Here is a 19,939-nt window from a genome sequence, read left to right on the forward strand (position 1 = left end):
TACATCGCGGACGCACACCGCGTCGCTCACGCGGCGCCTCGACGAGGAAGGAGGGTCGTCCTCATGATGCCGACGGCGGCGTTCGGCCCACGGGGGGAGTCCCGCGCGCCCTGGGACCGGGTCCTGGTGACCGGCGGCGCCGGATTCCTCGGCTCCCACCTGTGCACCCGGCTGCTCGACGCGGGCGCCGAGGTCGACTGCCTGGACAACCTCTCCACCGGGCGCGCGGAGAAGGTGGCACACCTGGCGGGCCGCCCGGGGTTCCGCTTCCTGGAACGGGACATCTCCGAACCCGGCTGCGCGGACCTGCTCCCCGGCCCGTACGACCTGGTCCTGCACCTGGCGGGCCCCGCCTCCCCGGCCGCCCGGCCCGAGCGGCCCGTGGACGTCCTCGACGCCGGCAGCCTGGGCACCCGTGCCGCACTGTCCGTCGCCGGCCGGGACGGCGCCCGGTTCCTGCTCGCCTCCTCGCCGCCGCTGTGCCCCGACGCCCGCGGCGACGGCGTACCGGACGACGCCGACCCGGTCGGGCCCCACCGTGCCTGCGCCGACGCCGTCCGGTTCGCCGAGGCCCTGGTCGCCGCCCACGCGGGCGCCCCCGGCGCGAACGCCGGGATCGTCCGGCTGTTCACCGGCTACGGACCCGGCATGCGGACGGACGGCGGGGGGACGCCGGCCGCCGCCATCGAACAGGCGCTGGCCGGGCGGCCGGTCACCGTCCCCGGGGACGGCGGCCGCAGGCACCCGCTGTGCTACGTCGACGACATGGTCGACGGCATCCTGCTGGTCGCGGCCGGGCGTTCCGTGCGGCCGGTGGACATCGGCGGCGACGAGGAGCCCACGGCCGCGGAGATCGCCCGGCTGGTGATCGAGCTGACCGGCTCCGACTCGCCGCTGGAGTTCGTCGAGGACACCGGGGACGGACGGGCCGAGCCCCGGCCGGTCACCGGCTTCGCCCGCGAGATCTTCGGCTGGCTGCCGAGCGTGACCTGGCGGGACGGCCTGGAACGCACCGTCGCCGCCCTGCGTGAACGGCCCGATCCGCTGCCGACGGCGACCGGCGAGCCGGCGCGGGAGCGGACGGGGGAGTGGCGGGCGTAGGAACGGGCGTCGTCACCCGGCGCGTGCGAGGGGCCCGTCGCCACGGCGACGGGCCCCTCACAACGGGTGAGGGCGTTGGCCGCTCAGCCGGACTTGCCCCGCCCCGACAGCGCGTCCCGCACCCGGTCGACCATGCCCGCACCGGGGGCGAGCAGCTTGTTCATCGGGGGCTTGTCCGGGGTGGACGGGTGCGGCCGGGTCGGCGCGGTCTTCTTCGCCTGCCGGACCTTCTCACCCAATTGGTCCAGGGCGTCCGCGGGGCACGCCTCGCGCAGCCTCGGGAACAGATTGCCCTCCTCGTCGGCGACGTGCGCACGGATCTCGCTCATCAGCTTGCCGATCAACCGGTCGAACTCCGCGTCGTCCGCGGCGCAGCCCTCCAGGTCCTTCATGATCTGCTCGGCCTCGGCGTGGTCCTCGAGCTCCTTGTCCGCGAGGGCGCCGCCGTTCGCCACGTGCTCCCGAACGGCCGGGTAGAGGTACGCCTCCTCCGCCACCGAGTGCCGGACCAGCTCGATCGTGGCCTGATCGGCGTACAGCTTGCGGTCCTTGTGACCGGACGGCAGTGCCTCGATCTTGCCGAAGAGCTCCTCGACCTCGCGGTGATCGGTCGTCAGCTCGTCGATGACGTTTCCTCCGTGTCCCATGTTCCACCTTCCAGAGGGTCGTGGCGGTCGCGGGACCGATCCGCCACGGAAGCATTCGGACGACCGGGTCCCCCCGTGCGCGGTGGGCTAACGCCCGGTTCAGGCGCCCAGCCTGGCGCGGACGCCGCCCGCGCGGGCGGCGGGCCCGGCCGTGGCGCGGACCGAACGGTGCACCAAGTGGGCGTCGTGCCGCAGGTCATGGGCGGCGTGCCGGCCGCGCCACAGCAGCGACGGCGCGCCGCCCGTGTCGTCGGCGGCGATCAGCAGCCCGCCCATCATGGACAGGTTCTTCAGGAAGTGGATGCGCTGCTGGGCGCGGTCGGAGGGGTCCTCCGCGTTCCAGTAGCGGTGCGCCGCCAGCGTGGTGGGGACCAGCGTCACCGCGAGGGCCAGCGCGGCCAGCCGCGGACAGCGGCCGAGCCCGAGCATCAGGCCGCCCACCACGTGAACGGCGCCGTTGAGCCGTACGAGTTGCTCGGTGCTGTCCGGCAGCACCGGCACGCGGTCGGCCACCGGCCGCACGATCGGCTCGGCCGCCGGGGCCACGTCCTGCGGCCTGCGCAGCGACTGCAGGCCGCCCGCGACGAACATCGAGGCGAGCATCGGCCGGCCGGCCAGACGCAGAAGACTCATGACGCTGTCTCGCTCTCTCCGAGGGGGTGTCAGGGTCGACAGGGGGCATCAGCGGGGTGTGGCCCCACTGGGATCATCAGGTGCCCCCGACGGTCGGCGCCATTCGGCGCCCGGCGCGGCCCCGGTGTCCGCCGGCACCGCGCCGGAGGGGGAACACCAGGTCACAGACTGGTGAGAATCCGGGGCGGCAAGTTCTCGACCATGATGTTGGTCCAGCGCATCTGGCGCAGTGCCCGGGGACGACCGACCGAAGCGAACCACTTGTGGGAGCGCTCCCAGGCGGGCAGGATGCTGCGGTGACACCGACTGCCTCCGTGCGCCCCTATCGCCCCGCCGACGCCCCGGCCCTCGACGACATCTGCGTCCGGACCGCGCACAACGGCCGGGACAGCCGGCCCGTGTACGCCGACCCCGCCGTCCTCCCCGCCATCTTCGCCGCCCCCTACGTCCACCTCGACCCGGACCTGGCCTTCGTGCTGGACGACGGGGAGGGCCGCGCCGTCGGCTACATCCTCGGTACGGCGGACACCGCGCGCTTCGCCGAGGAGTTCCGGACCGAGTGGCTGCCGCGGGTGGCGGACCGCTATCCGGCGCCGCAGGGCCCGCCCGGCACCCGTACCCCGGACGAGGTCATGGCCGGGCTGCTGCACGACCCCGAGCGCATGATCGTCCCCGAGCTGGCCGCGTACCCGGCCCACCTGCACATCGACCTGCTTCCCGACTGGCAGGGGCAGGGCCACGGCCGGACCCTGATGCGGACGTTCTGGCGCGCCCTGCGCGAACGCGGCGTCCCCGCCGTCCACCTCGTCATGGCCACGGCCAACACACCGGCCAGGGCCTTCTACGACCGGCTGGGCTTCCACGAGATCGCCGCGGCCGGGCTCGACCCGGCGGACGTCACCTGCCTGGGGCGTACGACGCAGGACACGGCCCCGGCCCGGGCCTGACGGGCGGCGGGACGGTCAGGCCGCGCCCAGCCGGTAGACGTTGAAGGCCCGGCGGATGACCGGCTGCGCCACGTTGCGCACCCGGACCCCGCCCGCCGTCATCCCGTGCTCCGCACCCAGGTGGGCGTGACCGTGCACGGCCAGGTCGGCGCCGGCGGTGTCGATGGCCTCCGCCAGCAGATAGCTGCCGAGGAACGGATGGATCTCCGGCGGCTCCCCGGCGAGCGTGTCGGCGACGGGGGAGAAGTGGGTCAGGGCCACCCGCGCCGCACAGTCCGCCTCGTCCAGTTCCTTCAGGGCGGCGTGCAGGCTGTCCGCCGAGCGGCGGGTGGTGCGCACGAACTCCTTCATCACGGGTTCGCCGAACTCGCCCGCGCTGCGGCCGACGAACCCGCCGCCGAACCCCTTGACGCCCGCGATCCCCACCCGGCCCCCGGCACAGTCCAGGACGGTGTTCTCGCCCTCCAGCACCGTCACGCCGGCCTCCCGGAGGATGGCGGTGACCTCCTCGGGCCGCTCGTCGTGGTGGTCGTGGTTGCCGAGGACGGCCACCACCGGCACCGGCAGGTCGCGTACCTCCCGGGCGACCACCCGTGCCTCCTGGGGTGTGCCGTGCCGGGTGAGGTCCCCGGCGAGGAGCAGCAGGTCGGCGCAGTCGGGCAGGGTCTCGAACGCGGGCCGCAGCAGCCCCTGACTGTCGGGTCCCATGTGGATGTCCCCGACGGCGGCGACGCGGATCATCACAGCTCCTCGGCGTGGTCGGGGCTGCTGGTCTCCGCCACCACGACGTCCGTGTGCACGGTCAGCCCGGCCAGCTCCTCACGGGCCACGCGCAGCACGGTCTCCCGGCACCGCGCCGAGGGCACCGTGCCCGTGACCGCGACCGCCCCGGCCCGGATCTCGGCCCGCACGCCCAGCTCACCGAGCTCCTCCGCGGCCAGCCGCTCCTGAAGGTGGGCCACCCGGTACTCGACGTTCTCGGGGATCTCGGGCGTCTCGGGGCTCCCGCCCGCGGAGGCGGGGCCACCGGCGGCGGGGCCCTGGTGTCCGACGGGGTCGCTCATGGCTGCTCCTCCTTCGGGGCGGTGGCCGCGGGACCGGCCGGGGGGATGATCTCCAGCCGTTCGAGGATGAAGAAGAAGGCGGCGGGCATCGGGGCGTCGCCGCAGTCACGGCGCAGCGCCTCCCAGTCGATCTTCTCGCGCAGTGTGCGGGCGATCGGCAGCACCGCACCGAAGTCGCAGTGGTGCTCCGAGAAGGCCGCCAGCAGACCGCGCAGCAGATCGGTCGGCGCCAGGACCGGCATCAGCACCGAGTCGACCGACAGCTCCCGCGCGCGGGACAGCAGTTCCGTCGTGACGGGTTCGTGCGCCAGCTCGAAGATGAGGTCGACCTGCTGCCCCAGGCAGTCCGCCTTGAGCAGCCAGTCCTCGGGCGGCGTGTAGACCACCAGCCCCGCCTCCCGCAGCGTCGCCGCGACGGCGTCCGCGTCCTCGGGCCGGATGCAGAAGTCGACGTCGTGCTGGAGGTTCTGGGTGCCGCCGTGCGCGTACACGGCGACGCTGCCGGCCAGCGCGAAGGGGTGCTCCGCCTTCTTGAGGATCGAGCCCACCTGCTTGGCGGCCTGGAGGATCGCCTGATTGCGGTCGAGGGGGAGGTCGTCGTGGGGTGCCTCGTGCCGGGGACGGCCGGGGCCCGGGTCGCCGGCGGCCGGGCGCAGCTCGGAGACGCCGGCGCGCCTGTCCCGGGCGTGGTCGTCGGCGGGCTGCCTCATCGCTCTCCCCTTCCCGGGCCGACGCCGCGTCACGGGCGGAACGGACCGGCCCGACCCTGCGCGAACGGGTACCCGGCGCCGTACCGCCGACACCGCGGTCCGTCGCCGGGTGCGCGGTGCGCGGTGCGCGGTGCGCCGGGAGGGGGTGCGGGGTGTGGGGATCGCGGGCACTCGGCCGGCATGAGCGACGAGCGCGAACGACAGGAGAACGGCCCGGACGGCCGCCGGACCGTGGCCCGGCTGGTGGCGGCGTGGCTGGCGGAGACCGAACGGCACGACCCCGAGGCCGCGGGCCACGCGCGGGACGGATGGGAGCGGGGCGCGCTGTCCGAACGGGCCGCGCAGGACCTGGCCACCTGGGTCACCGCCAGGGTGACGGACACCGGGTTCACCGAGGACGAGGGCCCCTACGTGGCGGGAGCCGTCCGGATCACGCCCTCGGACAAGGACACCGTCCACGCCTGGCTCCGCGCGCGGGGGCACGCCGTGTGAGGGAGGCCGGGCACCGCCCCGGCCCGCTCCGTTCCGCCGGCCGTCAGCCCGGCGGGATCGGGCGCGGGTGCGCCGGCCCGGCCTTCGGGGGCGGGCGCCACTCGAACATCAGCAACGTCGCGTCGTCCCGCAGCTTCCCCTCCTGCGTGTCCAGGATCGAGTGGATCAGACGGCGCAACGACTCCGGCGCCAGTTCTCCCCCGGCCGTCGCCCGGATGACGTAGTAGGCGAAGCGTTCCAGGCCCAGCAGTTTGGCCTCCCGGGTCCGGGCCTCCACGACGCCGTCGGTGTACATCAGCACCCGGTCCCCGGGTTTCAGGGCCAGTTCGTGCGTCCGGCGTGCCTGGGAGGTGAGCAGGGACGGCAGGCCCATGGGCGGGTCGGGGTCGCGCTCCATGGCGTCGATGAGCAACCGTTCGTCGCGGATCAGGATGGGCGCCGGGTGACCGCAGTTGACCCAGCGCAGCACGCCGGTGACCAGGTCCAGCTGCGCGACGACCGCCGTGCAGAACTTGTCCGGGAGCCAGCTGGACAGCGCCTCGTCCACGCTCCGCACGAGTTCGGGGAGGTTCAGGCCGGTTCGCCGGGCGTTGCGACAGGCCGCCAGCGCGACGGTGCTCGTGAGCCCCGAGGCCAGGTCGTGCCCCATGGCGTCCAGCACGGCCACGTGCAGTGTGGTGTCGGTGAGCGCGTGGTCGAAGGCGTCGCCGCCGATCTCGTAGGCGGGTTCGAGCACGGCCGTCGACACGACGTTGCCGTCGCCGATGGTGCGCGGCGGCAGCAGGGCGCGGAGCAGCTCGGCCGGCAGCCGCATCCGCTCGGTGCGGGTGTGCCGGACGAAGGAGTCCTCGTACAGGCGCCTGGAGGTGATCACCATGGCGAGCAGCGAGGCGAGCGCCCGGCCGCGGCTCAGCGAGGACGCGGTGAGGGAGGTCTCGTCGACGGCCAGCACACCGAGCCGCTCCGCGCCGTCGAGGAGCGGGAACCAGGCGGTGATGCCGCCGCCCGCCGCGGACTCCTCCACCCGCAACTACTGCGTGCGGTACGCCCAGCCCGCCAGGGAGTCGTCCACCGGGAGCGTCGGCGCGACGGCCGTCTGGGGGACGAGGCGGCGCTGCTGGATGTCGACGAGGTAGACGACGGCGTGCCGCAGCCCGAGCGCCTTGGCGGCCCGCGCCGTGGCGGTGCGCAGGTCCAGGGTGAGGTGGGCCGGATCGGCGAGGAACCTCCGCAGCGCCGCGTCGCCCGGATCCGCCGTGGACACCTCGTCCCCTCTCGTCGGGAGCCCGCCGCGGCGGGTGATGCTGCCCAGCAGTCTGGCACCCGGCTCCCCGCCCCGCCCGTCGGTGGCACCCGGCTTCCCGCCCCGCCCGTCGGGCCGGTCGCCCGTACGGCGCTTCGGTTCCGGCAGAAGGGGCACGCGTCACCACGTACGACCCCGAGCGTCGGCGAGTGACGACAACGCCGCCGATGCGTGTGCGTGCCAGGCCCCGCGACCCCGGCAAGATCCGAACGACACCCCCTAGGAGTGGAGCCGCATGACCGAGTACGAGCGTTCCCGCACCATGCCCGCCCAGCCCGAGCAGGTCTTCGACCAGGCCGCGAACGTCGGACAGCTGGAGACCTGGCTGCCCCGGGACCTGCACGTGGAGCCCGAGGAGCCGCCCGCCGTCACCGTGCACGAGGACCGCACCGACCAGGACACCTCGGCCCTGCTGAGCGCCCGGCCCGAGCAGATGCGGCTCGAGTGGGGCACCCGCGAGCAGGGCAGCTACGCCGGCTGGCTGCAGGTCGCCGGGCTCGACAGCGGGGCCAGCGAGGTCACGGTGCACCTGTCGTTCTTCGACGACAGCCACGACCCGGGGGAGCGGTCGGTGGCCGAGGCGCTCGACGGCAGCCTGCGGCGCCTCGAGGAGCAGGTGAGGATGCGCACCGACAACGCGGCCGGCTGAACCAGCGCCGGCCCCGGGGAGGCCCGCCTTCCAGGAACCGTCCGACCTGCCGCCGTACCCCGGCCGGCCGGTCTCGGGGCCACCACGGGCAGGGCCGTCGACCAGCCGCACCGAACGGGCGGCGGACGGCCCGGGCACCACCCCGGCCCGGGTGTCCGCCCGGACTCCCGGGGCACCCACCCGCCATGGACGCTCACCGCCGCCCGCTGCTGGACCGCACCCCGGCCCTGCTCACCGAGGGCTACGCCTGGCTGCCCAACCGCATGCGCGACAGCACCCGCGCCGTACTGCGCACCCGGCTGCTGGGCAGGCCCGCGCTGGCCGTACGCGGACCCGAAGCCGTGCGCTTCTTCTACGACGAGTCGCACGTCCACCGGCACGGCGCGATCCCGCCACCGATCCTGGACACCCTGTTCGGGCAGGGCGCGGTCCACACCCTCGACGGCGCCGCCCACCGCACGCGCAAGGAACTGTTCCTGCCGCTGCTCGACGCCGGCCGTGTCGCCCGCCTCACCGAACACGTCACCGGGGCCTGGGACGAGGCCGTGCGCGCCTGGAGCGAGCGCGACCGGGTCGTGCTGTTCGACGAGGCGGCCGTCGTGCTCACCCGCGGGGTGTGCGACTGGGCGGGCGTCCCGCCCGGGGCCGTCGACGCGGACACCCTGTCCCGGGACCTCGTCGCGATGGTCGACGGCTTCGCCACCCCCGGCCCCCGCCATCTGCGGGCCCGCCGCGCCCGCGCCCGCCAGGAGACCCGCACGGCCCGCCTCGTCGAGGAGGTCAGGGCGGGCACGGTCGCCGCCCCCGCCGACTCGGTCCTCCAACGGGTGGCACGGCACCAGGACGCGGCGCACGGCCCGCTGGACTCCCGGACGGCGGCGGTGGAACTGCTGAACGTCCTGCGCCCCACCGTCGCCGTGAGCTGGTTCGTGGCGTTCGCCGCCCACGCCCTGCACCGGTGGCCGGCCCACCGCGAGCGGCTGCGCACCGGTGACGACGCCTTCGCCACGGCCTTCGCGCACGAGGTCCGCCGCTTCTACCCGTTCGCCCCGTTCCTCGGCGCGCGGACCGTCACCGAACTGTCCTGGCACGGCGAGTCCGTCCCGGCCGGCGGCATCCTGCTGCTCGACGTGTACGGGCAGAACCACGACGAGGACCTCTGGGGCGACCCGTACTCCTTCCGGCCCGCACGGTTCCTGGACCGGCCCCCCGGCCCCGACGAGCTGATCCCGCAGGGCGGCGGCGACCCCGCCGGCGGTCACCGCTGCCCCGGCGAGCGCATCACCGTCGGCCTGCTCCAGGCGCTGGCCGTGCGGTTGGCGCGCCTGGACTGCACCGTCCCCGAGCAGGACCTGCGGATCCCGCTGCGCCGCATCCCGACCCGCCCCCGCAGCGGCTTCGTCGTCACCGGCGTACGCGCACCCTGACGACACGTCACGCGCACCCGTGCAGGACCGGTTGGCTGATCGTTTGCAGTCGTCCGGGTGTGCGGCCGCCCCCGGGCGGCGGAAGCGGTCATCACCCGAATGGCCCCCGCACGCTACTGGTCACGGCCGAACCGGTGTCTCCTGGAGAGTGTCAGCGGCGTCCAGGCTGGGAGGCCGATCATGTACGAAATGTGCGTGGGCCCGGAGAAGGCGGGCGGAGCGTTGGTGTGGCACGTACTGGCCAAACAGGCCGCGGCCACACTCTGCGGACAGCAGCTCCGCGAACGCAGAGAAGCATCCGACGGTGAACGGGCGCGACACTGCCCGGACTGCATGGCTTCCTTCGAGAAGTTGATGGCAACCACACCGTGCTGACGGACCGTCCGCAAACCGTCCGCCCCGTCGCCTCCCGCGGCGGGGCGGACGGCAGTTCCACGCCGGACACGCGGGACGTGCCGGAAGACCGGCCAGCCGGTGGCGGGTGTCAGTCGAAAGGAGGGCGCCGCCACCGAGGTTGACTCCGGGGGGTCAGTGGGCCTCCGCGGCCCGGCGGGGCCGGCCGGGAAGCAGGGAGGCGGAGCGCGGTCCCTGACGATCACTCGGTTGGTGCAGTGTCGTGGTGGGGAGCGGGGGAAGACGCCGGTCATGCCCCGCCGCGCGCCGTCCTCCCGCGCCCGGGGCGGCAGGGCGCGCCGCGGCCGGGATCCCCGAGTCGGCCGCGGCGCCTCCTCCTTGGGCGTGCCTCCTCCTTGGGCCGCCCCGCGGGCTGTCCTGTCCGGCCGGCCGATGGGTGTCGGCCGTCGGACCATTTGGGTGTCGTCCCCGATGGCCGCCCGGCCATCCTGCGTGTGACCGTGGACCGACGCCGCGCCCCGGGGGTCTTTTCGGGGCGGGGGCCGGGGGACGTTTCGGGAAAGCCCTGTCCGGCCCGTTCGCCGGCGTTTCCGCACGGTTCGGTGCGGTGTGCGGGTGCCGGGTGCCGTGCGCACCCGGGGTGCCGGGGCGGCGGTTGGTCGTGGTGGCGTACGGCAGCGGACGCGGCCCGCGTACGGGTGCGCGCCGCGCCGGCTCGTGGCCCATCCCCGACGGGGCCCCACCCGACGACGACCGACTTCGCGACGACCGACCCCGCAGCCGCCGACCCCGCAACGACCGACCCAGCAACGACCGACTCCACAACAACCGACTTCTGACGAACATCCCGACGACGCACGACCGACGAAGGAGAATGCGCATCCATCCCCGTCAAGTGAAGCCCTCCCGACCCTCCGCGCGGGTGAAGGCGGTGACCCGTGGGACACGCTGACACCCTGCTCGCCATGGGCGGTGCCTTCGTGGCCGCCGCGTTCCTCGCCCGCCTCGGCGGCAGGATCGGACTTCCGACGATCCCCCTGTTCATGCTCGCCGGCATCCTGCTCGGCCCGCACACACCGGGCTTCGTCCTGGTGGAGGACGCGCACGACTTCGAGATGCTCTCCGCGCTCGGACTGGTGCTGCTGCTCTTCTACCTGGGGCTGGAGTTCCACCTCGACGACCTCAGGAGCGGAGGCAAACGACTGCTCACCGCCGGGGGCGTCTATCTGCTCCTGAACGTCGGCGCGGGGCTCGGCTTCGGCTTCGTCCTCGGGTGGGGTGTGCGCGAGGCGCTGGTGCTGGCGGGTGTGCTCGGCATCTCCTCGTCCGCGATCGTCACCAAGATCCTCATCGACCTGGGCCGGATCGGCCGCCCGGAGACCCGGCTGATCCTCGGCGTGATCGTCGTGGAGGACATCTTCCTCGCGCTGTACCTGGCCGCCCTGCAACCGGTCGTCTCGGGCGCGCACGGCGTGGCCGACACGGCGCTGCAGGCCGGCAAGGCCTTCGGCTTCCTGCTGGTCCTGGCCGCCGCGGCCCGTTACGGCACCCGGCTCGTGGGCCGCCTGATCGACACGCGGGACAGCGAACTGCTCGTCATCAGCTTCCTCGGCGCCGCGGTGCTCGTCGCCGGGGTCTCCGAAGTCCTCGGCGTCGCCGACGCGATCGGCGCCTTCATGGTCGGCCTGATCCTCGCCGGCACTCCCTCGGGGCCGCGGATCCGCGAACTGGTGCACCCGCTGCGCGACGCCTTCGCGGCCATCTTCTTCTTCGCCTTCGGGCTGGCCATCGACCCCGGCGACCTCGCCTCCGTCGCCGGTCCGGTCGCCGCCGCGGCGGCCCTGACCGTCGTCATGAACGTCGTCGCGGGACTGTGCGTCGCCCGGGTGTACCGCTACGGCAGCGAACCGGCCGCGGAGATCGCCACCACCCTGGTCGCGCGAGGGGAGTTCGCGCTGATTCTGGCCGCCATGGCCGCGGGCGCCGGACTGGACGCGCGGCTCGCGCCCTTCATCGCCGGATACGTGCTCGTCCTCGCCGTCCTCGGACCCGTCGTCGCGGGACGCGCCCACCTGCTCGCCGGCGCGCTGCGGGCCGCCGGCCGGCTGCTGCCCGGGACGACGGCACCGGTCGCGGTGCCGGGTGGCGGGACCGGCGAGGAGACGGCGGCGGACAGGGGGCCGGTGCCGGCCGGAGCCTCCTCCTCGTCCGTCTCCTCGCCCTCCTCGGAGCACGCGGAGGCGGAGCGGTAGAACGCTCGTCGTCCGCGCGCGGCGGCGGAGCGGTTGGCCGAAAGAGGTGTCCTGGCGATGTCACGCAGGTGGCCGGTCGTCGTCCCGGACGAAGGGCACCGCCTGTCCCGGTGGGACAATCTGCCCACAGGGCCGTAGTCACGACGCCGTGGTCGGACGCGTCCGGGACCGGAAGGAGCCGTCAGCATGATCGAGTGGGTGCCCCTGGGCAGCGGTGCCAGACCGGTTCCCAGACCGGTCGCGGCTCCCCTGGTGTGGGCGGGAGCGTTCGGCGGCGCCCTGTTCCTGGTCGCGCTCCTCAACGGCACCGTGGGCTCCGGACGTCCGGGTCTCGCCCTGGTCGTGCTCTCCCTGCTGGCGGCCCTGCTCGGACTCTGTGCCCGGTTCACGGCCGCACCGGGGACGGCCGTCCTGTGCTGGCTGTCCCTCAACGGCTTCGCCATACCGCCGGCCGGTGTCCTCACCTGGGCCGGCCGGCGGGACGCGTTCTGGCTGGCCTGCCTGCTCGGCGCGACCCTCGTCGGCACGGCGCTGGCCCGCCTGGTCCACGCGCGGGCCGCCTACCGCCGGCTGACCACGGCGACGGTCCGCGACGCACCGGAGCCGGAGGCCGGTCCCGGCGACGTCTGAGCCGCCCGAGTGCCGGGCCGTGGCGGGACGCCCCCGGGAACCGGGGCGGGGAGGGGCGGACCGGAGAACGGCCCGCCCCTCCCCACCCCGCCGGATCAGGCCGTGTGGAGGGTCAGGCCGTAGCGGTTCAGAATCTCGTTGACCGGCTGGAACCAGGTCTCCCCGCCGCTGGAGCAGTTGCCCCAGCCGCCCGAGGTGACGCCCTGCGCCTGGTCACCGCTGATGAAGGAGCCGCCGGAGTCGCCGGGCTCGGCGCACACACTGGTCTTGGTCAGCTGGTGCACCACCGAGCCGTCGCTGTAGTTGACCGTCTCGTTGTGGGCGAGCACGGTGCCGCAGTGCCAGTGCGTGGTGGAGCCGGAGCGGCAGATCGAGGCGCCCACGGGTGCCACGTTCGAACCGCGCACGAGCTGGTCGGAGACCGTGCCCCAGCCGAGCACGACCGGCACCGTCCACCAGCCGCTGCCCACGCTGACCCACGCGTAGTCGTTGTCGGGGAAGGACGAGCCCTGGAACGTGCCGATGTACGAGCGGTCCCAGCCGCTCACACCGGCGCCGGCCCGGCCGCAGTGCCCGGCGGTGACGAACCCGCCGTGCACCGAGAAGCCGATGGAGCAGCGCACGTTGCCGGTGTAGTACGGGTCGCCGCCGACGGTGCCCGCGGCGAAGGTCCGCGGGGCCGACGGCACCGAGCGCACGGTGACCGGTCCCGCCTCGCGGGCCTGCTTCAGGAAGTCCTGGACATCGTTGTCAGCACGGTCGCTCGCGACCACGTCGACGACCACGGTGTTGGCGCTCTGGTCCACGCGCCAACTGCTGACGCCCGCGGGTGCGTCGAGGCGGTCGACGCGTGCCTTGGCCGCGTCCAGCTGCCGCGCGCTGTGCTCGACGGTGCGCACCTGTGCGCCGGTCGCGCGGACCGCGCGGAGGGTCGAGGGTGCGGCGTCCGAGGTGACGGCCACGGTCAGTTTCCCGGCGTCGGCGTCGAACCACGAACCGCCGAAGGCGTTTCCGGCGGCCCGGCGTGCCACCGGTTCCAGCGCGGTGGCGTCGCGTTCGGCCGCGAGCCGGTGCTCGGCCTCGGCCCGGGTGAGGCCGAAGTCGTGCCGCATGGCCTCCAGGAGGCCGGCGGAGGCGGGCTGCTCGTTGGCGGAGGGGGAGGCGGAGGGGGCGTCGGCCGCCGAGGCCGGCAGGGTGCCGACCGCGGTGAGGCTGCCGAGCACGAGGAGGCCGGCCAGGCCGAGGTGCCTGAGTCTGCTGCGTCTCACGGGAGTTGCCCTTCGTCGTTCCAGCAAGGTGGGGGTGGAACAGATGGCATGGAACAACCGCGGTTTGAGAGCGCTCTCATCGGGTCGCTTCGAGCTTAGCCAGCCTGTGTCATCAGGTCCATGCCAATGCAGCGTCTTTCCGCGCCGCCGGTTTCCGTGCCGCCGGTTTCCGTGCCGCCGGTCTCCGCGCCCCGGCGCCCCGACCCGTTCGCCCCGGCGTCCCGACCCGTTCGCCCCGGTTGGCCGGTCGCCGACGGGGCACTCAGGCTCCGTCCCGGCAATGACAACCCCCTGGCGGCGGCCACAGGACGTGGGAGGCACACATGGCGGTTCGGCACCGGCTGATCCAGGCGACCCCGGAGGCCGTCTGGGACGTCCTCGCGGACGGAGACAGATACGTGGAATGGGTGGTCGGTCCCTCCGAGGTCGTCCCCAAGGCCGGGCAGTGGCCGCAGGTCGGCGCCACGATCGCGTACGAGGTGCGGCTCGGGCCGCTGCTGCTGCACAACGAGACGGTGGTCAGACGCTGCGTGGAGGGCTCCGAACTGGAGCTGGAGGCCAAGGCGGGCCGGCTCGGCACGGCCCGGATCGCCGTCGAACTGCGCCCCTGGGGCGAGCAGTGCCTGGTGATCGTGGACGAGCACCCCCTGCGGGGCCCCGGCGGTCTGGTGCACAACGTCGGCGTCGAGGCGCTGATCCAGGTGCGGCACCGCGCCATGCTCGCCAGGCTCGCGAAGCTGTGCGAGTCCCGCGCCGGTGACCAGTGCCGGCCCGACCCGCCCGACGCCGTGGGCTCCGTGAACTACCGATGGGGAACCGGCCGTGACTGACGCCGTGGACGCCGTCGTGGTCGGAGCCGGGCCCAACGGCCTGGTGGCGGCGAACCTGCTGGCCGACGCCGGCTGGAGCGTGACGGTCCTGGAGGAGCAGCCCGAGCCGGGCGGCGCCGTGCGGCACGACGACGCGGTCGCCCCCGGCTTCGTCAACGACCTGTTCAGCTCCTTCTACCCGCTCGCCGCCGCCTCTCCGATCCTGCGCGGTCTGCGGCTGGAGGACCACGGGCTGCGCTGGGCCCACGCGCCCCACGTACTGGCCCACCCCCTGACCGACGGCACCTGCGCCGTCCTCGACCGCGACGTCGCCACCACCGCCGCCTCGCTCGACGCCTTCGCACCCGGGGACGGCGCCGCCTGGGAACGCCTCCACGGGGTCTGGGACCGCTACCGGTCCGACATCGTGGACGCCCTGTTCACTCCCTTCCCGCCGGTGCGCGCCGGCGCCAGGCTGGCCCTGCGGCTGCGCGGCGCGGGCGGACTCAGGCTCGCCCGCACCCTGGTCCTGCCCGTGCGCCGCCTGGGCGAGGAGGAGTTCCGGGGCGAGGGCGGCAAACTGCTCCTGGCCGGCAACGCCCTGCACGCCGACCTCGCCCCCGAAGCGGCCGGCAGCGGCGGCTTCGGCTGGCTGATGTCGATGCTCGGCCAGACCTACGGCTTCCCCGTCCCGGTCGGCGGCTCCGGCGCCCTCACCGAGGCCCTGGTCCACCGGCTGCGCGCCCGGGGCGGCACCCTGCACTGCGGGCGGCGGGTCGACCGGGTCCTGGTCCGCGACCGGCGCGCGGTCGGTGTGCGCACCGCCGACGGGGAGACGGTCGCCGCCCGCCGCGCCGTCCTCGCGGACGTCTCCGTCCCCGCCCTCTACGGCCGGCTCGTCCCCCCGGCGGACCTGCCGGACCAGGTCCGCACCGACCTGCGGCACTTCCAGTGGGACTTCGCCACCTTCAAGGTGGACTGGGCGCTGGACGGACCCGTGCCCTGGCGGTGCGAGGAGGCGGCGCGGGCCGGCACCGTGCACCTCGCCGACGGCCTCGACGAGCTGACCCGGTTCGCCGCCCAGATCGCCATGCGGCAGGTCCCCGACCGCCCCTTCGCGCTGTTCGGCCAGATGACGACCACCGACCCGACCCGCTCACCGAGCGGCACCGAGTCCGCCTGGGCCTACACCCACGTCCCGCACGACATCCGTGCCGACGCGGGCGACGAGGGCATCACCGGCAGCTGGGACGCCGGGGAACAGGAGCTGATGGCCGACCGGGTCGAACGCCAGGTGGAACGGTTCGCGCCCGGCTTCCGCGCGCTGGTCCGGGCCCGCCGCGTGCTCGCCCCGCCGACGCTGCAGGCCATGAACGCCAACCTGGAGGGCGGCGCCATCAACGGCGGCACCACCGCCATGCACCAGCAACTCGTCTTCCGGCCCGTGCCCGGCACCGGACGGCCGGAGACGCCGGTGACCGGTCTCTTCCTCGCCTCCGCGGGCGCCCACCCGGGAGGCGGGGTGCACGGAGCACCCGGCGCCAACGCCGCGCGAGCCGCCCTGCGCCAGCACCGGTTCGCGGCCCTCGCCCGGGTGCAGCGGGCCCTGACCCGTCGGGACCGGGCCGGCGACCGGTGCTGAGCGCGGGAGAGCGCCCGCGCATCCCGTGACGACTCCGAGGAAAGGGCCGACCGGTGACAGACAGTCCCCTCCAGAACCGCATCGTCGTGGTGACCGGCGCCGCACGCGGCCTCGGCGCCGCACTGGCCCGCGCCTGCGCCCGCCGCGGCGCCCGGCTCGCCCTCCTGGGCCTCGAGAAGCCGCGCCTGGACGCCCTGGCGGCGGACCTGCCGACCCCGGCGCTCGCCGTCGAGACCGACGTCACCGACCCCGCCGCGCTGGCCGACGCGGCCGACGAGACCCGCCGGCGTCTGGGCAGGCCGTCGGTCGTCGTGGCGAACGCCGGGGTGGCGCACGGCGGCCCGTTCGCCACGTCCGACCCCGCCGAGTGGCGCCGCGTCGTCGACGTCAACCTGACCGGCAGCGCCCACACGGCCCGCGCCTTCCTGCCGGACCTGCTCGACACGGCGGGCTACCACCTCCAGGTCGCCTCGCTGGCCTCGCTCGGCGCCGCGCCCCTGATGAGCGCCTACTGCGCCTCCAAGGCGGGCGTGGAGGCCCTCGCCCACTCGCTGCGCGCCGAGGTGGCCCACCGGGGCGTCGCCGTGGGCATCGCCTACCTCAACTGGATCGACACCGACATGATCCGCGACGCCGACCGCTACCCGGTCCTGCGCGAACTGCGCGCCCACATGCCGCCCCCGGCCCGCCGCACGTTCCCGCCCGAGGACGTCGCCGCCCGGCTGGTACGCGCCGTGGAGCGCCGCCGCACCGCCGTGTACGTGCCGGGCTGGCTGCGCCTGGTGCAGTGGGGACGCGTGACACTGCCGCCCGCCGTCGTACGGCTGTCCCGACACGAGTTGCCCCGGATGGAGGCCGAGGGCTCGCTGGGCCACACCGGCCCGCTGGGCGCGGGCGGCCTGGCCGACCGAGCGGCCGACACGCGGGAGTAGCCACCGCCCCACCGAGGCCTGCCGCCCGGCCCCGAGGCGCCCCGGGGGCCGTGCGCCCGGCACCACCGGGCCCGGTCCGTGCCGCCGCGGCCGGTCGGCTCGAACGGACTGCGAACCGGCGCGCCGGTGCCCGCGGCGCTGTGGCCCGCCCGTGTCGGTGCGTCGTCCGGTATCGCCGAGGCCGGTCGGCTTGGGTGCGCTCCCGGCCGGTGCGTCGGGGGACGCGGCGTCGCGGGCTGCCCGTGTCGGTGCGTCCCGCGCCGCCGCGGCCGGTCGGCTTGAACGGACTGCGAACCGGCGCGCCGGTGCCCGCGGCGCTGTGGCCCGCCCGTGTCGGTGCGTCGTCCGGTATCGCCGAGGCCGGTCGGCTTGGGTGCGCTCCCGGCCGGTGCGTCGGGGGACGCGGCGTCGCGTGCCCGTATCGCCGCGTCGAGTGCCGCTGCGGCCGGTTGGCTTGCGTGTGCTCCGGGCCGGTGTGTCGGGGGACGCAGTGCCGCGGGCAAACCACAGCGCCGCGTCCCGTGCCGCCGCGGCCGGTCGGCCCGAGCGTGCTCCGGGGCCCGTGGCTCGGTGACCCGCCGGTGTCAGGGCGCCCCGAACCGGCGTGCCAGGGCCCGCAGTGGCGCGGAGCGGCCCCGGTCGGGCACCGTCCACTGGCCCGGCCCGTGGTCGGAGCCGGCGGTCGGCGCGGCGTCGCGCGGCAGGGGCATCGGGGACTCCCGGGTGGGTCGGAGCTCAGCGGACGGACAGGTGGCGGCGCGGCACCCACGGCAGTTCGGCCGCCGTGCGCAGCATCGGCAGGACGGGGACGCGCACCCCGACCGCGAGGTCCTCGTACGGCCGGGACCGGCCGTCGAGGAAGCGCAGCAGCCGCCCGGCGGGGACGCGGTCGAACAGCCGGAAGAAGAGGTCGGGACCGTCGACCCGGCCCGTGTCCAGGGCCCGCAGCAGCACCGCGTCCATCCACCGGGCCCGCGCCGGATGCGGGGGCGGCGGCACCGGGCGGCGGCCCGCCCGCAGCGCACGCGCGACGGCCTCGGACTGCCGCTGCACGGCGGCGAACGTGTAGCCCGTGGACCCCCGGGTCGCGCCGCCCGCGACACCGATCCGGAAGACCCGGTCGCCGCCCTCGGCACGCTGCTCGAAGACGGCGTCGGTCATCGGGATGATCCCCTGCTCGGTCGACAGCACCTCCAGGGGGGCCGGTGCGCAGGACGCGGCGCGTGTAGTCCTCCAGCGCGCCGTCGTACGCCTCGGTCGACAGGGGCGCCGGGCCGAACTCCGTGTACTCGACCAGCGCGGTGTGCCGACCGGTCGGCAGCACATAGCCGAACGACAGGCCCCGCCGCGGCTGCGCGGTGCGGAAGTCCATCAGGTCGACCACCTCGGGGTCGAAGACCGGCCGGTCGGTGCGGACGAACCAGCCCCGGAAGTGCTGGAGCAGCCGGGTGCGGGCGGCCGGCAGCCGGCCGGGCGGACGGGAGTCGTACACCCAGCGGGCGCGCAGGTCGACCGCCGCCCCGGCGGTGTCCGTGGCCGCCACCCGCACGGTGTCGTCCGGCAGACCGGTCACGGCACCGACGGTGGCCTCGACACGCCGCACCCCCGGACGGTCCTTCAGGTCCCGTTCCACCAGGGCCTCGAAGTCGTCCGAGCGGATCATCTTGTAGCGGGCGGGCGCGATGTGCCGCCGGACAGCCGTGCCGTCCCGTCCGTGCACCCGCAGCGACTCCCACGACGCCGTCGCCGCCCGGTCGAAGCGGCCGGCCCCGGCCTCCCAGAAGCACCAGGTGCGCCGCGGGGGCCGCAGCGGACCCGGCGGCGGATCGACCAGGACGACGGAGGGCGCCGCACCCGGCCGCGCGTCGGCCGCCAGCCGGTGCACCAGGGAGAGACCCGCCGCCCCCGCGCCGACGACCACGATGTCCGCGTCGAGCACGCCCGCCTCCTTCCCTTCCGTCCGCCGGTCCGGCCAGGTCCGGTCCGGTCCGGCGGAGTATTCCGCCCGGCGTCGTCCGTGCGACGTGCGGCGCGCTGGACGGCGCGAGACGGGTACCCGCCGGGGGACGCGATACCGCCGGGCGGGTGACTGCCGGGCGGGAACCCGCCCCCACGGCGTCGCGCCGGAGGCCGAGGGGGAAGGCATGGGGCCGACCCGTACGAGAGGATCCGCGATGCCACGCAGCACGGTCGACCACGGCGGACATCTCCTTCCGGCTGACCGGCCGGCTCGTCGTCCCGTCCGGGCCGAGTGCACCGTGCCCGGACCCCGCACCGTCGTCATGCGCATCACCGAGGGCGAGGGCACCGGCTCCGTCGTGGAGAGCCACGCCACGCCGCTCGGCCCGGACCCGCACGGCCGGCCGCGCACCGCGGTCGTCGAGGCGGTGCTCGCCACCTCGGACCGGCCCGGATTCCCCCTGGCCCGCCGCCTGGCACCGGCGCTGCGGCCACTGATGCGGGCCGCCGCGGGCCGCCTGTGGCGCGACGACCTCACCTACGCCGAACGCCGCGCACGGCTGCGCGCCCGCGGCCTCTTCCCCGGCTGAACGGAGCGGCACCGCGATGCAGACCTTCCTTCCCCACCCCGGCTTCCGGGACTCGGCACTGACCCTGGACCGGCGCCGCCTCGGCAAACAGCGCGTGGAGGCGCTCCAGGTGCTGCGCGGACTCACCGTCCCCGGCTACGGCTGGCGCCGGCACCCCGCGGTGCGGATGTGGACGGGCTACGAGGAGGCACTCGTCCGCTACGGCCTCGACGTCTGCCGGGTCTGGCGCGAACAGGGCCACCAGGACAGCTGCGCCGCCTCACTCGTCGCGGGGCTCGCCGAGTACCGTCCGGGCGAGCCGGTGCGGGACCAGCGGGAGCTGGCCGACGCCGGGGAACTGCCGCCCTGGCTCGGTGACGAGGCCTTCCACCGCAGCCACCGCTCGGCCCTGGTGCGCAAGGAGCCCGCCGTGTACGCCGAGCTGTTCCCGGGGGTCCCGGACGACCTGCCCTATGTGTGGCCGAGTTCGGACCGGGAGCGCGACGGCCCGGGAAACGGCGACCGGTGACGGCCGCCAAACCGGTGAGCGC

At 75.1% G+C, this 19,939-nt stretch carries 20 protein-coding genes and 2 pseudogenes; 12 read left to right on the top strand and 10 right to left on the bottom strand.

Going from position 1 to position 19,939, the window contains the following annotated elements:
* Positions 1-63 precede the first annotated feature (63 nt).
* Entirely contained in the window at positions 64-1,101 is a 1,038-nt protein-coding gene (locus D1J63_RS34015) for an NAD-dependent epimerase/dehydratase family protein (protein WP_125634264.1), read from the top strand.
* An 83-nt stretch (positions 1,102-1,184) separates the two neighbouring features.
* Here the strand turns inward: D1J63_RS34015 and D1J63_RS34020 are convergent, their stop codons facing one another.
* Positions 1,185-1,748 carry a hemerythrin domain-containing protein gene (locus tag D1J63_RS34020; protein WP_125634266.1) on the bottom strand — a complete coding sequence of 188 codons (564 nt, stop codon included), beginning with the start codon at positions 1,746-1,748 and terminating at the stop codon, positions 1,185-1,187.
* A gap of 99 nt (positions 1,749-1,847) precedes the next feature.
* Complete coding sequence (locus tag D1J63_RS34025; protein WP_125634268.1) at positions 1,848-2,381, bottom strand: DoxX family protein; 534 nt, start codon at positions 2,379-2,381, stop codon at positions 1,848-1,850.
* Positions 2,382-2,677: 296 nt separating this feature from the next.
* Here D1J63_RS34025 and D1J63_RS34030 point away from each other — a divergent pair, with 296 nt between their 5' ends.
* Positions 2,678-3,328 (top strand): N-acetyltransferase, encoded by a 651-nt coding sequence (locus tag D1J63_RS34030; protein ID WP_164713099.1) that lies wholly within the window; start codon positions 2,678-2,680, stop codon positions 3,326-3,328.
* 15 nt (positions 3,329-3,343) lie between these two features.
* Here D1J63_RS34030 and D1J63_RS34035 read toward each other — a convergent pair whose 3' ends face one another.
* The 3 genes from D1J63_RS34035 to D1J63_RS34045 are packed head-to-tail and all read right to left on the bottom strand — an operon-like array spanning position 3,344 to position 5,102.
* Positions 3,344-4,069 (bottom strand): metallophosphoesterase, encoded by a 726-nt coding sequence (locus D1J63_RS34035; protein WP_164713100.1) that lies wholly within the window; start codon positions 4,067-4,069, stop codon positions 3,344-3,346.
* On the bottom strand, positions 4,069-4,392 hold the full coding sequence (locus tag D1J63_RS34040) for a BON domain-containing protein (protein WP_241235637.1): 324 nt from the start codon (positions 4,390-4,392) through the stop codon (positions 4,069-4,071). The genes D1J63_RS34035 and D1J63_RS34040 overlap by 1 nt, the downstream gene beginning before the upstream one ends.
* On the bottom strand, positions 4,389-5,102 hold the full coding sequence (locus tag D1J63_RS34045) for a nucleotidyltransferase family protein (RefSeq protein WP_125634274.1): 714 nt from the start codon (positions 5,100-5,102) through the stop codon (positions 4,389-4,391). Before D1J63_RS34045 ends, D1J63_RS34040 begins: the two co-directional genes overlap by 4 nt.
* A 180-nt stretch (positions 5,103-5,282) precedes the next feature.
* Here D1J63_RS34045 and D1J63_RS34050 point away from each other — a divergent pair, with 180 nt between their 5' ends.
* Complete coding sequence (locus tag D1J63_RS34050) at positions 5,283-5,594, top strand: hypothetical protein (RefSeq protein WP_125634276.1); 312 nt, start codon at positions 5,283-5,285, stop codon at positions 5,592-5,594.
* Positions 5,595-5,637: 43 nt separating this feature from the next.
* Here the strand turns inward: D1J63_RS34050 and D1J63_RS34055 are convergent, their stop codons facing one another.
* Both D1J63_RS34055 and D1J63_RS37405 read right to left on the bottom strand, forming a co-directional pair.
* Positions 5,638-6,618: a PP2C family protein-serine/threonine phosphatase gene (locus D1J63_RS34055; protein ID WP_241235638.1), complete on the bottom strand. Its 981-nt coding sequence runs from the start codon at positions 6,616-6,618 to the stop codon at positions 5,638-5,640.
* Between the two features lie 6 nt (positions 6,619-6,624).
* Positions 6,625-7,014, bottom strand: a complete 390-nt coding sequence (locus tag D1J63_RS37405) for a hypothetical protein (protein ID WP_241235639.1) — start codon at positions 7,012-7,014, stop codon at positions 6,625-6,627.
* Between the two features lie 118 nt (positions 7,015-7,132).
* On the opposite strand from D1J63_RS37405, the gene D1J63_RS34060 reads away from it, so the two are divergent.
* From D1J63_RS34060 to D1J63_RS34080, 4 genes are all read left to right on the top strand, one after another.
* The gene (locus D1J63_RS34060) at positions 7,133-7,546 is read left to right on the top strand and encodes an SRPBCC family protein (RefSeq protein ID WP_061446379.1); all 414 of its coding nucleotides are present in this window, start codon (positions 7,133-7,135) and stop codon (positions 7,544-7,546) included.
* Between the two features lie 185 nt (positions 7,547-7,731).
* Positions 7,732-8,973: a cytochrome P450 gene (locus D1J63_RS34065; protein WP_125634278.1), complete on the top strand. Its 1,242-nt coding sequence runs from the start codon at positions 7,732-7,734 to the stop codon at positions 8,971-8,973.
* A 1,292-nt stretch (positions 8,974-10,265) separates the two neighbouring features.
* The gene (locus D1J63_RS34075) at positions 10,266-11,579 is read left to right on the top strand and encodes a cation:proton antiporter (protein WP_125634280.1); all 1,314 of its coding nucleotides are present in this window, start codon (positions 10,266-10,268) and stop codon (positions 11,577-11,579) included.
* 186 nt (positions 11,580-11,765) lie between these two features.
* Positions 11,766-12,209 carry a hypothetical protein gene (locus tag D1J63_RS34080; protein ID WP_125634282.1) on the top strand — a complete coding sequence of 148 codons (444 nt, stop codon included), beginning with the start codon at positions 11,766-11,768 and terminating at the stop codon, positions 12,207-12,209.
* A 95-nt stretch (positions 12,210-12,304) separates the two neighbouring features.
* Here the strand turns inward: D1J63_RS34080 and D1J63_RS34085 are convergent, their stop codons facing one another.
* Positions 12,305-13,477, bottom strand: a complete 1,173-nt coding sequence (locus D1J63_RS34085) for an alpha-lytic protease prodomain-containing protein (protein WP_125634284.1) — start codon at positions 13,475-13,477, stop codon at positions 12,305-12,307.
* Between the two features lie 323 nt (positions 13,478-13,800).
* Here D1J63_RS34085 and D1J63_RS34090 point away from each other — a divergent pair, with 323 nt between their 5' ends.
* From D1J63_RS34090 to D1J63_RS34100, 3 genes are read left to right on the top strand one after another with little or no spacing between them, the layout of a single operon-like run.
* On the top strand, positions 13,801-14,307 hold the full coding sequence (locus D1J63_RS34090) for an SRPBCC family protein (RefSeq protein ID WP_125634286.1): 507 nt from the start codon (positions 13,801-13,803) through the stop codon (positions 14,305-14,307).
* Entirely contained in the window at positions 14,300-15,928 is a 1,629-nt protein-coding gene (locus D1J63_RS34095; RefSeq protein ID WP_233647901.1) for an NAD(P)/FAD-dependent oxidoreductase, read from the top strand. Before D1J63_RS34090 ends, D1J63_RS34095 begins: the two co-directional genes overlap by 8 nt.
* A gap of 53 nt (positions 15,929-15,981) precedes the next feature.
* Positions 15,982-16,860, top strand: coding sequence for an SDR family oxidoreductase (locus D1J63_RS34100; RefSeq protein ID WP_125634288.1), 879 nt, complete (start codon positions 15,982-15,984; stop codon positions 16,858-16,860).
* Positions 16,861-17,444: 584 nt separating this feature from the next.
* On the opposite strand, the gene D1J63_RS37615 is transcribed toward D1J63_RS34100, so the two are convergent.
* Entirely contained in the window at positions 17,445-17,570 is a 126-nt protein-coding gene (locus tag D1J63_RS37615) for a hypothetical protein (RefSeq protein ID WP_269671295.1), read from the bottom strand.
* A 25-nt stretch (positions 17,571-17,595) separates the two neighbouring features.
* Positions 17,596-18,799, bottom strand: a pseudogene (locus tag D1J63_RS34105) (lycopene cyclase family protein).
* A gap of 263 nt (positions 18,800-19,062) precedes the next feature.
* On the opposite strand from D1J63_RS34105, the pseudogene D1J63_RS34110 reads away from it, so the two are divergent.
* Positions 19,063-19,409: pseudogene (locus D1J63_RS34110) on the top strand (DUF5914 domain-containing protein); the annotation flags it as partial.
* 16 nt (positions 19,410-19,425) lie between these two features.
* Positions 19,426-19,917 carry an MSMEG_6728 family protein gene (locus tag D1J63_RS34115; protein ID WP_125634290.1) on the top strand — a complete coding sequence of 164 codons (492 nt, stop codon included), beginning with the start codon at positions 19,426-19,428 and terminating at the stop codon, positions 19,915-19,917.
* Positions 19,918-19,939 lie beyond the last annotated feature (22 nt).

Source organism: Streptomyces sp. KPB2, assembly GCF_003950055.1.
In the GTDB taxonomy this organism is placed as follows: Bacteria; Actinomycetota; Actinomycetes; order Streptomycetales; family Streptomycetaceae; genus Streptomyces; species Streptomyces salinarius.